Annotated in this window: 11 protein-coding genes; 6 read left to right on the top strand and 5 right to left on the bottom strand. The window is 48.5% G+C overall.

Features of this window, described 5'->3' with window-relative positions; all coding sequences use genetic code 11:
• The first annotated feature begins 12 nt into the window (after positions 1 to 12).
• A complete protein-coding gene (gene rfbA / locus MINF_RS10480; protein ID WP_048810385.1) occupies positions 13 to 900 on the top strand; it encodes a glucose-1-phosphate thymidylyltransferase RfbA in 888 nt (295 codons plus the stop codon).
• A gap of 385 nt (positions 901 to 1,285) precedes the next feature.
• On the opposite strand, the gene MINF_RS10475 is transcribed toward rfbA, so the two are convergent.
• The 5 genes from MINF_RS10475 to MINF_RS10455 are packed head-to-tail and all read right to left on the bottom strand — an operon-like array spanning position 1,286 to position 5,784.
• Positions 1,286 to 2,584 (bottom strand): Ni/Fe hydrogenase subunit alpha, encoded by a 1,299-nt coding sequence (locus MINF_RS10475; RefSeq protein WP_012464725.1) that lies wholly within the window; start codon positions 2,582 to 2,584, stop codon positions 1,286 to 1,288.
• Positions 2,581 to 3,333, bottom strand: a complete 753-nt coding sequence (locus MINF_RS10470) for an NADH-quinone oxidoreductase subunit B family protein (RefSeq protein WP_012464724.1) — start codon at positions 3,331 to 3,333, stop codon at positions 2,581 to 2,583. The genes MINF_RS10475 and MINF_RS10470 overlap by 4 nt, the downstream gene beginning before the upstream one ends.
• Before the next feature lie 6 nt (positions 3,334 to 3,339).
• The gene (locus MINF_RS10465) at positions 3,340 to 4,173 is read right to left on the bottom strand and encodes an FAD/NAD(P)-binding protein (RefSeq protein ID WP_238523493.1); all 834 of its coding nucleotides are present in this window, start codon (positions 4,171 to 4,173) and stop codon (positions 3,340 to 3,342) included.
• Complete coding sequence (locus MINF_RS10460; protein WP_012464722.1) at positions 4,163 to 4,630, bottom strand: Crp/Fnr family transcriptional regulator; 468 nt, start codon at positions 4,628 to 4,630, stop codon at positions 4,163 to 4,165. Before MINF_RS10460 ends, MINF_RS10465 begins: the two co-directional genes overlap by 11 nt.
• 11 nt (positions 4,631 to 4,641) lie before the next feature.
• On the bottom strand, positions 4,642 to 5,784 hold the full coding sequence (locus tag MINF_RS10455; RefSeq protein ID WP_012464721.1) for a sulfite reductase subunit A: 1,143 nt from the start codon (positions 5,782 to 5,784) through the stop codon (positions 4,642 to 4,644).
• Positions 5,785 to 5,902: 118 nt separating this feature from the next.
• On the opposite strand from MINF_RS10455, the gene nifJ reads away from it, so the two are divergent.
• From nifJ to MINF_RS10430, 5 genes are all read left to right on the top strand, one after another.
• The gene (gene nifJ / locus MINF_RS10450) at positions 5,903 to 9,451 is read left to right on the top strand and encodes a pyruvate:ferredoxin (flavodoxin) oxidoreductase (RefSeq protein ID WP_012464720.1); all 3,549 of its coding nucleotides are present in this window, start codon (positions 5,903 to 5,905) and stop codon (positions 9,449 to 9,451) included.
• 12 nt (positions 9,452 to 9,463) lie between these two features.
• Complete coding sequence (locus tag MINF_RS10445; protein ID WP_012464719.1) at positions 9,464 to 10,498, top strand: dihydroorotate dehydrogenase-like protein; 1,035 nt, start codon at positions 9,464 to 9,466, stop codon at positions 10,496 to 10,498.
• A 22-nt stretch (positions 10,499 to 10,520) separates the two neighbouring features.
• A complete protein-coding gene (locus MINF_RS10440) occupies positions 10,521 to 11,648 on the top strand; it encodes a sulfite reductase subunit A (RefSeq protein WP_012464718.1) in 1,128 nt (375 codons plus the stop codon).
• Between the two features lie 10 nt (positions 11,649 to 11,658).
• Positions 11,659 to 12,519 carry an FAD/NAD(P)-binding protein gene (locus MINF_RS10435; protein ID WP_012464717.1) on the top strand — a complete coding sequence of 287 codons (861 nt, stop codon included), beginning with the start codon at positions 11,659 to 11,661 and terminating at the stop codon, positions 12,517 to 12,519.
• Positions 12,520 to 12,663: 144 nt separating this feature from the next.
• Entirely contained in the window at positions 12,664 to 13,071 is a 408-nt protein-coding gene (locus MINF_RS10430) for a hypothetical protein (RefSeq protein WP_187146945.1), read from the top strand.
• Positions 13,072 to 13,109 lie beyond the last annotated feature (38 nt).

Genomic DNA, 13,109 nt, shown 5'->3' with positions numbered 1-13,109 from the left:
TCGGAAAGCCCTATGGAAAGATGTGGAATTGTGCTTGCTGGAGGAACGGGAAGCAGGCTTTATCCGGTGACTCTCGCTTTGAGTAAACAGCTGCTTCCTATCCATGACAAGCCGATGATCTACTATCCTCTTTCTATCTTGATGTTGGCGAATATCAGGGAGATCCTTTTGATTTCCACCCCGCAGGATATCGCTCTGTTTGAAAGGCTGTTGGGGGATGGATCGCAATTCGGCCTATCGATCAGTTATGCGGTGCAACCCCAGCCTCGGGGGCTTGCTGAAGCCTACAAAATCGGGGAAAAATTTGTCAACGGCAGGCCTTCTTGCCTTGTACTCGGAGATAACTTGCTCTATGGACACAGCCTCAGTGCTACTTTAAGCAGGGCGGCCCAAAAAAAACATGGGGCTACCATTTTTGGCTATCATGTTTCCAATCCTTCCGCTTATGGAGTTGTGGAGTTTGACAGGTCCATGAAAGTCCTGTCGATCGAGGAAAAACCCCTTAAACCAAAATCTTCCTATGCCGTCCCAGGAATCTATTTTTATGATGGCCGAGCCTCTTTTTTTGCCAACCAACTTAAGCCCTCGGCCCGAGGAGAGCTGGAGATCACCGATCTCAACAAGAAATACTTGGAAGAAGGAAGCCTGGAGGTGGAGTTGTTGGGCCGCGGCATCGCCTGGCTCGATACGGGAACTCACGATCTGCTTTACGATGCTTCTCTCTTTGTCAAAACCATAGAACAGAGACAGGGGCTCAAGATCGGCTGTTTAGAAGAAATCGCCTTTCACAAGGGATGGATAGGCAAAGAAGAGCTCCTCTCCCAAATCAAGAAGATGGGGAATTCCTCCTACGGGGTATATCTCAGCCATCTTCTCGAAACGTCCAGGTCATGGGTTTGAATGCTCTCTTCTGAAACCTAAAACACCACTTGTAGAGCCGGCCAAAAAAAGAAAGATCTCGAGGCTCTCTCTTCAGTTGTCCCTGGATTAGTCTTTGCTGGAAGGCCGCATTTTTTTCTCCCCAGCTTAAAGGTTCGGATCGATCCCTATGGAGTTCCGTTCTTCTCAAGGGGCCGTTCCATTGGGGAAAAAAAGATCCCGGGTCAGCCGGGTAACGGCCAAGGGGCTTTTTTGTGGTCCGAAAAGCCTAAGGAGTTGAACAATTTCTTCTGCGTTGCTTGGGCTGCGTCCGTGGATTCTAAAAAGCCCTCGAAGGAAATTAAATTTCTTGGTTTTGTTGATGGATTCGACCCAAGATCTCTTTGGGCAACCCTGGGGAGGTTTTCTAGAGGAAGGTTAACTTGATTAAATGGGTAGCGCAGGAAATACAAGGGTCATAGTTCCTGACGATCTGTTCGCAGTCCGCGCTCAGGTTTTCGATCGAATCGTGGGGGTGCGACTCGATCCAGGCTTTTAAGTCTTCTTCTGCCGAAACCAAGTTGAAGCAGGTGGGAGGAACGATTTTTGCCCCCGTGATAATGCCCTGCTCATCGACATGGTAACGGTGGTAGAGGATCCCGCGCGGGGCTTCGCTAATACCCTGGCCGAGGCTCGCACAAGGCTTAAAATCGATGCAGCAAGGTTCTCCTTCGGGCTCGTAAGTTTCAATAAGCCTGATGGCTTCATCAAAAGCATAGGCCACCTCGACCAACCTGACGAGAATGGATTGGAAGGGGTTTAGGCAAGGATAGTTCAAGGTCGTCTGCTTAAGGATATCCCTTAAAAAAGGGGGTAAAAGATAGTAATTGAGATTGAAGCGTGCAAGAGGGCCGGCAACGCAGGGAGCCGAATCGTTCCCCAACCACCGGAGCGCATTGGAATAATCGGTTTGTTCTTCTTTGAAAAAGTTTTCAAATTGCTCGATTGGAACGGGTTGTTGGCCGCAATAAAGCTGGCCCCTTTCGATGGGATAGGAAGCGTCATTTCTCAGGGCCACAAAGCGGTATGCTCCCTGGAAAGGGGGAAAAGAAAAGGTTGAACCCATCCACTTGAGTGCCGCAAGGGTGTTGTCCAATCCTTTTTTTAGAGGATCCAAAAGCTTTTTCAGTTCTTTTTTCTCCGGCAGGCTATAGAATCCCCCCACCCGGACATTAACAGGATGGATCTCCCTGCCGCCAAGGGTTCGAATGAGGGCATTACCCGCCTTCTTCATCTGCAGTCCCCAGCCCACCTCTGTCGGGTAATCTTTGGCCATTTCCATCAGGCTCGGGTAGCGTAAAAAACCGGGAGCATGGAGAAAGAAAACATGCAGACTATGGCTTTCTATCCATTCGCCGCAATACAGCAGTCGGCGCAATTGCCATAGGTTTTCGGGGATCAAAACATTACACCCCTTTTCGATCGCTGCCGTCGAGCTCACCTGGTAGGCAACGGGGCATATCCCGCAGATTCTTGCCGTTATATCGGGCGGTTCGTAAAAATGCCTGCCGATTAAAAAGGATTCGAAAAAACGAGGAGCTTCAAAAATGTGAAGCTTGCAGCTTTTAACTTTTCCCTTTTCGACTTCGATTGAAATGCCCCCTTCGCCTTCAACGCGGGATAGGGCTGAAATGGACAAGCTTAGGGGTCGATCGGCAAAGTTCATTCGAAATGTTTAAATTCCTCGGTTGAACAATAAAACTTTTGATAAGCATGCTTCAAGGCCAGGGCATCGACGGAAAGTTGTTCTTTTGCCCACCGGGAAAGAGAAGGGCAGTTGGGGGTTTCTTTCGGTCCGTAACAACCGTAACAACCCCTTCCAACTCCGGGACAGAGGGCACCACAGCCGGCATGGGTAACCGGGCCAAGGCAAAGGGTTCCTCCAGCGACCATCACGCAGGGAATAGCCCTTCTTTTGCATTCCATGCAAACGCTTCCCGTGGAGAAGGCGGGTCGGAGATGCCGGCTGAAAGCATAGAGAAGGGAGAGGAGCTGTCGATTGTTGATCGGACAGCCCTGAAGTTCATAATCGACCTTTACAAAGTGGGAAATGGGAAGGGAGGAGGGAAGAACGTCTATGACTTCGGGCCGGGGATACACGCTTTGCTTAAAACTTTCCAGGGAGGCAAAATTTCTTAAAGCTTGAATGCCACCCGCCGTCGCGCAAGCTCCAATGGTAACAAGATAGCGCGAGGAGGAGCGGATATCCATAATTTTATGCTTTGCCTCTTCGGTGGTTATCGATCCTTCGACCAGGGAAATGTCGTAAGGGGGAGAAGCGACTTTACTGCTCGCTTCTAGGAAGTAAGAGATCTCGAAATGTTGGGCGATTTCCAACAGCTCTTCTTCCAGGTCGAGCAAGGAAAGTTGGCAGCCGTCGCAGGAGGTAAATTTCCATACCGCTATTTTCGTCATGACCTTTTAGAGCTCTTCTATGGTTAAAAGCTTTTGTATTTTTTCATACGGGAAAACCGGCCCATCCTTGCATAAAAAATAAGCCGAGAGCTGGCAGTGGCCGCAAATGCCGATGGCGCATTTCATGTTCCTTTCTAAGGAACAAAAAATGTTTTTCTTGGGAACTTTCCAGCGCTCAAACTCCCTTGCTGCAAACCGCATCATGATTTCCGGCCCGCAACAAAAGACAACGGTCTGTTGAGGATCGAATTGGACGGTTGAAACAAGCGTAATGACTGTGCCGACATGGCCGTTCCAACCGGGGCTAGGACGATCCAAGCTCAGATGCAAGTCGATGACTTTCTCTTGGGCCATTTTCTCTAGAAAAGGCATAAAGAGGAGCTCCTCTTTTGTTCTTGCTCCGTAGAGGAGAACCAATTTTTTAAAATACCCTCTCTGCTGTTTAGCCTTGTAAATCAGGGGCAGTAGGGGAGGCAATCCAATACCGCCAGCGACAAGAATAAGGGTTTTCCCTTGGGCTTGTTCTGTAGGCCAACCTTTGCCATAGGGACCACGGATAAATACGGGATCTTTTTTTTGGAGCGTGTTTAACGATCGGGTGACGTTACCCACTATGCGTAAGGTGTGGATAAGAAGATGGGTATCGGTTGGATCGCCCGCGATGGAAATGGCCGCTTCGCCCCCTCCAATGGCCGAAATCATGTTAAATTGCCCGGGAGAAAAATCAAAAGGCTGATCGTCTACCGATCTCAAGTAAAGGCTAACCACCGTGGGAGATTCCTTCCTTTTTTCTTCGATGATAAACATCCTGGGGAACAGGGGGTTAGGTTCAATCGGCATGGGGTTGTCCATAAATGTCCAAGAACTGCAGTCGGGTAGCTTGTAATCTTTCCAGGATCAAGGGAATGATCCTCTTGGTCAGCTCGTAGCCAAGGGAATGATCTTCTTCCATCATCTGCCTGAGTTGGAGCGCATCAAAGACCAAGGCATCTACAGGTTCGATGACCCGGGCGGAAAAATGCCAAAGGAAAGGGGGACATATCCATGACCAACCGACGACATGGCCTGCACTTATCGTCTGGAGGGTACGCACCCCTCTGTCAGGGAAATAGCATTCCAGGGCGATAAAACCTTTTTGGATGAGAAAAAATTGATCCGCTTTTTGTCCTTCCCAAAAGAGATAGCCTTGAGCTTTATAGCTAACATGGCTGGCTATGGTAGATAATTTTTTGATATATTCTTCTTTGATTCCTTTCAAGAAGGGATGCTCGCTCAGTTGGAGTTCCAGGAGGTTCATCTTTGTAACTCTTAAGATGGAATTTCAAGGGGACTTGTCTTTCGAATGATGGCGGCTTCCTCCGTAATATCGATGCCTACGGGGCACCAGCTGATACAACGACCGCAGCCCACGCAACCCGAAGTTCCGAATTGATCAATCCATGAAGCCAGTTTGTGAGTCATCCACTGCCTGTAGCGTGAAAGAACCGTTTTTCTTACGCTTCCAGAGGGGGTATGGGTAAATTCTAGGGTAAAACAGGAATCCCATACCATCCATCTTTCTACGACGTTGGCGGCTTGTGGAACATCGATAAGGGTGGAACAAAAACAGGTGGGACAAACAAAGGTGCAGTTCGCACAGGAAAGGCAGCGTTGGGCGGTTTGTTCCCACCGCGGATGATTGAGGTTGTTATAGAGCAGCTCCTTAATACCTTGAGTGTCCAGCCGACGGGTAATGTTCTGCTCCGCTTCCCGAAGGCTTTCTTCTTCTTTGTTAAGATCTTCCTTGGAAGCGTCCTCTTTTTCTACCTTGGCCAAGAGTTCTTTCCCCTTTTCGCTGCCCGGCTCGATCACGTAATAAGGATCGGTGCCTGGCCCGGCGATTTCCGTTAACAGCAAGTCAAAACCGTTTTTTGCCCTGGGTCCGGTGCCCATGGAAGAACAAAAACAGGTAGCCGAAGGATGGGTGCAATTGACGGCAAGGATAAAAAGTCCCTGGGCCCTTAAGTTGTAACCGGAATGAGGGAATGGTCCTTGCCGAAAAATGCGATCTTGTATGGCCAGGGCATGGAGATCGCAAGATCTTACTCCAATAAAAGCCAAGGGAGTCGGTTCTTCCTTGGGAGGATCGATGGATGGCCGTCCCGTTTTGTCAGGAGGGAGTCGAAAAGTAAAAATTTTTTCTTGGGCTAAGAATAGGAACCTTTTCCAGCTATGGGGAGAAGAGGCAAAACCAAAAAGGGTCGGATAAGGGTTTTTTTTCAATCGGTAACGGCCCGCTTCCTGCTCATCCCCGATGCCTATAGGGAAGTCTTCCAAAGTTTCTATTTCATCGTAAAGGATAGCGTTTTTTGAAACTTTTGGTCCGATCGTTTTATAGCCCTGCTCCTTGAGCAAGTCGATGAGGGATTGAAGCGCTTTTCTAGAGATTTTGAACTTCTTTGAATCCTTCATGATTCTCCAAAAAGTATAGGAGAAAAAGGGCGATAAAAACAGAAAAAAACTTTTCTAGGGAAAAATCCGAGGATTTTTTAAAGTTTAAGCGGTTAAGTCCAAGGGATACAATACCATCATGGCTTCTGTTCCATTAAAAACCGTGGATGCCAACGAAGCGGTGGCTCGAGTAGCTTATCTTTTCAGTGAACTCATCGCTCTCTATCCGATTACTCCCGCCTCTCCTATGGGAGAATGGGCGGATAAATGGAGAATGGAAAAAAGGACCAACCTTTGGGGTTTGCTTCCCCGGGTTGTTGAAATGCAGAGTGAGGGAGGGGTGGCAGGGACGATCCATGGGGCCTTGTTATCCGGGAGCTTGGCCACCACTTTTACCGCTTCCCAGGGACTTTTACTGATGCTTCCCAACATGTTTAAGATAGCGGGCGAACTTTTGCCCGCTGTCTTTCATGTTGCCTCTAGAACGGTTGCCACCCATGCCTTGTCCATTTTTGGAGATCACAGTGATGTGATGGCTGCCAGGTCAACGGGATTTGCCCTTTTAAACTCGCAGTCCGTCCAAGAAGCGGCTGACCTGGCTGTTGTAGCCCATATTGCGGCCTTGGAAGCATCTATTCCTTTCATTCATTTTTTTGATGGATTTCGAACGAGCCATGAAATCAACACCATTGAACCGGTTGGCGAAGAGTTGATGAGAGAGTTGTTGCCGAGAAATGCGATCTTGAAATTTAGGCAGCGGGCTCTAAATCCGGATAAGCCTTTACTCTACGGGAGTTCACAAAACCCGGATGTTTATTTTCAAGCCAGGGAAAGAGTTAATCCTTATTATACGGATTGCCCGGGAATAGTCCAGGACGTCATGGACAAGCTGGGCAACCGAACCGGCCGCCATTATAAAATCTACGATTATTATGGGGATCCCCAAGCCACCTTGGTTGTTGTCGTCATGGGATCGGCTGCAGAAACCCTTTCCTTGGTTGTAGATGACCTCAATAACAAGGGGTGGAAGACGGGAATCGTCAAGGTCAGGTTGTTTAGTCCCTTTGATCAGGAAAGGTTTTTAAGCTGTTTTCCTCCAACAACCCGATCTATTGCTGTGCTGGACCGGTGTAAAGAACCGGGGGCGGCCGGCGAGCCTCTTTTTCTTCAAGTTTCCTCGGCCATTTTGAATAACATTTCGGGAAGGCATTTTCCTTTCCCCGTTTTGCCTCGGCTGATCGGCGGCCGATACGGGTTATCCTCCAAGGAGTTCAACCCGGCAATGGCCAAAGCGGTTTTTGATCATTTATCCAAGGCCGATGCTTGGAGCGGTTTTACAGTGGGGATAGTGGACGATGTCAGTGGCAGGAGTATCCCGGTTGACGAGGCTTATACGGTAGGCAAAAAGGAGAGTTATGAAGCGCTATTTTATGGGCTGGGTTCCGATGGAACGGTGAGTGCCAATAAAAATACCGTTAAGATCATGGGAGAAAAGGGGAAAGGCTATGCTCAAGGCTATTTTGTCTACGACTCTAAAAAATCGGGCTCGATGACCATTTCTCATTTACGGTTTAGCCCAAGACCGATTACCGCTCCCTATCTCGTCCAAAGGGCGAACTTCGTAGGTTGTCATCAATTCGAATTCATTTTCAAGTACGATCTCCTCAAGGAGATAGAAAATGAAGGAATACTGCTGCTGAACAGTCCTTATGAGGCCCTGGAAACTTGGAATAAGCTTCCTCGAGAAGTGCAAAGAAAAATAAAGGATAAAAAGATCCGTTTTTACACCATCGATGCCTATAAAATCGCTAAAGGTTGCGGGTTAGGAACCCGGATCAATACCATCATGCAGTTGGCCTTTTTTAAACTGACCAACCTCATTCCCTTTGAAGAGGCCTTAGCCTTGATGAAAGAACATATCCAGATCAGCTACGGCTACCGGGGAGAAGAGATCGTTAGAAGGAATTATGAAGCCCTGGAAAAGGCTCAATCCGCTCTTTGCCCGTTCCCTGCTCAAGAAGCCCTTTTAGGGACGGTTCCCTTGCCTTCTTTAATTCCTGAAGAGGCGCCCGAGTACGTGAAAACGGTTATTGGAGAGATGATGGCTCTCCGGGGAGACAAGCTGCCCGTTAGCTCCTTTTCTCCCTATGGGGCTTTCCCCACGGCGACATCCCGGTGGGAAAAGCGCAACATATCCTTGGAAGTCCCGCTTTGGGAGCCCTCTCTTTGTATTCAATGCGGTCAATGTATCATGGCCTGTCCGCATGGGGTCATTCGAGCAAAGGTCTATGAACCAAGTTGCTTGGAAAAAGCTCCGGAAGGTTTTTTAAAAGCACAAGCCAGGTATCCTCAATGGGAAGGTTTATTTTATTCCATCGCTGTTTCTGAAGCGGATTGCACGGGCTGTGCCCTTTGCGTTGAAGTTTGTCCGGCATTTGACAAGTACCAGCCTGCCAAAAAAGCGATAAACATGACCATGCGCAGGGACCTTTTCGAGGAGCTAAGGAAGGGGCACTTTGCGTTTTTCCTGCAACTTCCCGACGTAGAAAAAGAGAAAATCGACATTGAATCCTTAAGAGATGTTTCCCTTCTGCGTCCCCTTTTTGAGTTTCCCGGGGCCTGTGCCGGCTGCGGAGAAACTCCTTATTTGAAGTTATTAAGCCAGCTTTTTGGAGATAGACTCCTCGTTGCAAATGCTACCGGCTGTTCATCCATTTATGGAGGCAATTTGCCGACTACACCCTGGGCTCAAGACAGCTCGGGTAGAGGACCGGCTTGGGCCAATTCTCTATTTGAAGACAATGCGGAGTTTGGTCTTGGGCTTTTCCTTGGGGTCGACCAGCTAAGGGATCGTGCCCGGTTGTTGCTTGGGGATATGGCTAAAAAGGGATGGATTGAGGAGGGCTTGCTTGAGGAATTGATCGAAGCTGAAGAGAAAAGCCCAAGGGAATTTTTAGAGCAGAGGAAGAGGATTCAACTCCTCAAAGAAAGGCTTAAAGGATTAGCCCTTTTCGAAGCCCGTGAGCTGGAAGCGGTTGCGGGTTACCTTTCGAAAAAAACCGTTTGGATCGTGGGGGGAGATGGCTGGGCTTATGACATCGGCCTGGGAGGGCTTATCCACGTTTTAGCTTTGAATTTTAATGTTCGTGTCCTGGTGTTAGATACCGAAGTGTATTCAAATACGGGAGGACAGGCTTCAAAAGCGACGCCACGGGGGGCGGTGGCTAAATTTGCCGCTTCAGGGAAAACAACGCCGAAGATGGATCTTGCCCTGATGGCGATTTCCCTGGGCAACGTGTACGTGGCTTCTGTCTCGATTGGAGCGGATGCTGAACACACCATCAATGCTTTCTTGGAAGCCGAAGCCTTCGACGGGCCCTCTCTCATCCTTGCTTATTCCCATTGTATTGCTCATGGCATTGACATGTCCAAGTCTATGCACCACCAAAAATCGCTGGTTGCTTCGGGAAGGTGGCCGATCTTTCGGTATAATCCCAAGGGTTATGCGGATGGGAAACACCTCAAACTTGATTGGACAAGGCCGATTGAGGGCTTTGAAAAAGCAGAGCTAAGCGAGAATAGATTTAGGATGCTTTTTTTCAGCGATCCTGAACGCGCCGAGGATCTCCTGGCTTTGGCTCTTGCCGACTGTCGAAATCGGCTCGAATATTATAAAAAAATCAATTAAGCTAAAAGAGAGATGAGCACAAGCTTAGAAACCACTTATTTAGGGTTGAAACTCTCTTCTCCACTGGTTCCTTCGGCTTCTCCCCTAAGCAAATCGATCGACACGGTAAAAGCCCTGGAAGAAATGGGAGCGGGGGCCGTTGTCCTTTATTCCCTCTTTGAAGAAGACATCGAGAAGGAAGCCTTGCATCTGGAAAGATCGGTGACGATGGGAACGGAGTCTTTTGCGGAAGCCCTGAGCTATGTGCCCGAGGTCCCCGGGTTGAAAATGGGTCCAGATTATTATCTTGATCATTTAAGAAGGCTGAAAGAATCGGTTTCCATTCCCATTATTGCGAGTTTGAATGCCCAGAGTCCAGGTCAGTGGGTAAAGTATGCCAAGCTCATCGAAGAGGCGGGGGCCGATGCCTTAGAGCTTAACCTCTATTCTATCCCTACCCAAGAAAGCCTTTCTTCAACTGAACTCGAACAAAGATACTTGGAGATTGTTAGCGCTTGTCGCCAATCGGTCAGCCTGCCCATAGCCGTTAAGTTAAGTCCCTTTTTTACAAACTTCTTTTCCTTTTCTAGCCGGGTAGAAAAGACAGCGGTCCAGGGGCTTGTGCTTTTCAATCGATTTTTTCAGCCCGATATCGATCTGGAAAATATGACCGTGGAACCAAGAATTACCTTGAGTACGGAAGGAGAACTGCTTTTGCGAATTACCTGGATAGGCATTCTCTATAACAGGGTCAAGCTCGACTTATCGGCTACAGGGGGAATATTGAGCTCGACCGATGTCCTAAAAGCCCTGCTTTCGGGAGCCACGACCGTGCAACTCTGTTCCGCCCTTCTTTATCATGGAGTGGAATATCTCAAAACGGTTAAAAACGGGGTTGTCGAGTGGTTGGAAGAAAAAGGCTACCGTTCGATCAACGAGATCAGGGGACTGCTCAGCCAGAAAAATTGCCCGGATCCCTCAAGCTATGAGAGGGCCCAGTATGTTTATGCCCTTTCTGTGTATCCTACCCCCTCTCTTTCGGGCTTGGAGAAAAAACCAAAAATGTGAGTTCTAGGAGGAGGCAACGCCAATGAACCCCCAGCCGTTCTTAGAAAAAAGGAAGGTCCTGGAAAGGAAAGATTTTGGTCGGCTCATCGATTGTATCAAGGCCCAGGGTTATACCCTAATAGGGCCGGTTTTAACCGAGACGGCACTGAGTCTTGGAGAGATCCAAAAAGAAACCGATCTGCCCATCGGGTGGACAGACGTACAAGAACCCGGGAAATTTCAACTTAGGCGGCGCCAAGACGAAGCTCTTTTTGGATATAACGTGGGCTTCCAGAGCATGAAGAAATACCTTTTCCCTCCTAGGCAGAGGCTTTTCAGCGTTGAGAAAAAAGAAGGGAAACTTTCTTTTATCCCGGAAGAAAAACCCGGGCAAAAGTATGCATTTTTAGGGGTAAGATCGTGTGATCTTCATGCCGTTTTCGTTCAGGACAAGGTATTTTGCCAAGGCCGTTCTTATGACCCCGATTATGCCCAGAGAAGAGAGCAATCCCTCTTTATTGTTGTTCAGTGTGGTCAAGCTTCCGGGTGTTGTTTTTGTCTTTCCATGGGTTGCGGTCCCAAAGCTCAAGAGGGCTTCGATTTGGCCTTAACGGAATGCATCGAGACGAAGCATCATTTTTTCCTTGTTGAAATAGGCAGTTGCCGGGGAGAGCAGATTGCCGACCTTTTGCCCTTAAGGGAAGCAAAGGAAGAAGATCTGGTGTTGGCCCAAAAGAGTATTGAAAATGCCCAAAACCAGGTCAAAAAAAATGTAGAAACGCAGGGGATCAAGGAGCTTTTTTATAACAACTGGGAACATCCCCGCTGGGATGATGTCGCCGGTCGTTGCATCGCCTGTTCGACCTGCACGATGGTTTGTCCGACCTGTTTTTGTTGGACGGTTGAAGATTCCATATCGATGGAAGGCAAAAGAGCAGAAAGATGGCGAAGGTGGGATTTTTGCTATACGATGGAGTTTAGCCATTTGCCTTCGGGCAGCGTGCGTTCATCGATCAAGTCCAGGTATAGGCAATGGCTTAGCCATAAGTTTGGGAGCTGGATCGATCAGTTCGGAACGTCAGGATGCGTGGGTTGCGGCCGCTGCATAACCTGGTGCCCGGTGGGTATCGATGTGACCGAAGAAATAGCCGCCCTTAGGGTGAAACCTTGAGGAGCTTGGAATGCAAACGACAACTGAGCTTCTTATCGACTCTTCGTCCCCAAGTCTTGTTCCATCCGCCTACCTGGTCAAAAAGAAAGATCTCGAATGTCCCCGTGTAGTCAGCCTTTGGCTTTCTCCGTTGGAAAATCATGACGACTCTTTTAAGCCCGGGCAGTTCTTGATGGTGTATGTTTTTGGGGTAGGGGAGGCGGCCATATCGATCGCCGAAAGGGGAGAGGAGCCGGGGGGCTATTTAATCACCGTTCGTTCTGTGGGGACGGTGAGCAGGGCGCTCGAGCATTGCAAGGAAAAAGATGTTGTAGGTATAAGGGGTCCATTTGGCAATGGTTGGCCGCTCAAAGAAGCACAGTCAAAAGACATCCTGCTTATCGCGGGGGGAATAGGTCTTCCTCCCCTTTGGTCTGCTCTTTCTTTTATTTTACAGAACCGCTCCTGCTACCGGAATGTCTTTCTTTTATATGGCGTGCGATCTCCACGAGACATCCTTTATAAAGAAAAACTCGAAGCCCTATCCAAGGGACAGGCCGTGGAGACGAAAATAGCGGTGGAGTTGGCCACGAGCAGAACTTGGAATGGAACAATCGGCAACGTTATAAGTCTAATGGATTCTTTATCCTTTGATCCCCAAAAGGCAGTGGCTTTTGTGTGTGGTCCAGAACCCATGATGCGATTTTGTGCTTATGCTTTGATGAAGCGTGGACTGGCCCAAGAAAACATCTATTTATCCCTGGAAAGAAACATGCGCTGTGCCCTTGGTTCTTGCGGTCATTGTCAACTAGGGCCCCTATTCTTGTGCAAGAATGGCCCGGTTTTTTCTTATCAAACCGTAGGTCCCCTTTTAAACATTTCTGAAATTTAGCTCCTTAAAAAAAAACTGGGCTTAAAAAGCTCTTTTCTTTGCCTTATTTCTTTCTTTCTCAGTCGCCACAAAGCCGTCACAAAAAATTAACAAAGTTTTCATATTCTTTGCCCGGATCTCGAGGCTAGAATAAGGCCATCTTCCTTGACCTTGCCGCCTATGGACCGCTCTTCGAGAGATACCGGGGAAAACGGGCAACCCCTTTTCCCCTGGCAGAGACCCAAGCTTGGCCCCGTCCTCTTGGTTGGGGAAAGGCATGCTTACGGTGACCCCCAGGAAAAGGGGCCTCACGACTACCAGGAACTTCTTCTCAAGCAGCTTCCCCAGCTCTACGCAAATAAAATGAGGGGAATAGCCCTCGAGCTTCCTCCCGAATTCCAGCCCTACGTGGACCGGGTACTTAACCTTTACGAGAGTGACGCCCGACTTCCCAAAGAAAAACAAGATGGGATAGAGAAAGAAGTCGGCAAAATCCAAAGAGAAATCGCAAGCCTGGCAGATTACCGAATTTTCTTAAACAAGGAATGCAAGGAAATTCTCAAAGCCGCCTGACGGTGGAATGCTGGAAGGAAAGAAAAGGTAAGCGTTTT

It is taken from the genome of Methylacidiphilum infernorum V4 (assembly GCF_000019665.1).
In the GTDB taxonomy this organism is placed as follows: domain Bacteria; phylum Verrucomicrobiota; class Verrucomicrobiia; order Methylacidiphilales; family Methylacidiphilaceae; genus Methylacidiphilum; species Methylacidiphilum infernorum.
Note: the sequence above shows the minus strand (reverse complement) of the source record. Positions and strands in the feature narration are given on the sequence as shown.

Excerpts from the sequence above, each read along its gene's own strand:
- MINF_RS10455 (WP_012464721.1), bottom strand. The coding sequence starts at position 5,784 with ATGAAGGATTCAAAGAAGTTCAAAATCTCTAGAAAAGCGCTTCAATCC.
- MINF_RS10465 (WP_238523493.1), bottom strand. The coding sequence starts at position 4,173 with ATGCCGATTGAACCTAACCCCCTGTTCCCCAGGATGTTTATCATCGAA.
- nifJ (WP_012464720.1), top strand. The coding sequence starts at position 5,903 with ATGGCTTCTGTTCCATTAAAAACCGTGGATGCCAACGAAGCGGTGGCT.
- MINF_RS10440 (WP_012464718.1), top strand. The coding sequence starts at position 10,521 with ATGAACCCCCAGCCGTTCTTAGAAAAAAGGAAGGTCCTGGAAAGGAAA.
- MINF_RS10435 (WP_012464717.1), top strand. The coding sequence starts at position 11,659 with ATGCAAACGACAACTGAGCTTCTTATCGACTCTTCGTCCCCAAGTCTT.
- MINF_RS10470 (WP_012464724.1), bottom strand. The coding sequence starts at position 3,333 with ATGACGAAAATAGCGGTATGGAAATTTACCTCCTGCGACGGCTGCCAA.
- MINF_RS10445 (WP_012464719.1), top strand. The coding sequence starts at position 9,464 with ATGAGCACAAGCTTAGAAACCACTTATTTAGGGTTGAAACTCTCTTCT.
- MINF_RS10460 (WP_012464722.1), bottom strand. The coding sequence starts at position 4,630 with ATGAACCTCCTGGAACTCCAACTGAGCGAGCATCCCTTCTTGAAAGGA.
- MINF_RS10475 (WP_012464725.1), bottom strand. The coding sequence starts at position 2,584 with ATGAACTTTGCCGATCGACCCCTAAGCTTGTCCATTTCAGCCCTATCC.
- rfbA (WP_048810385.1), top strand. The coding sequence starts at position 13 with ATGGAAAGATGTGGAATTGTGCTTGCTGGAGGAACGGGAAGCAGGCTT.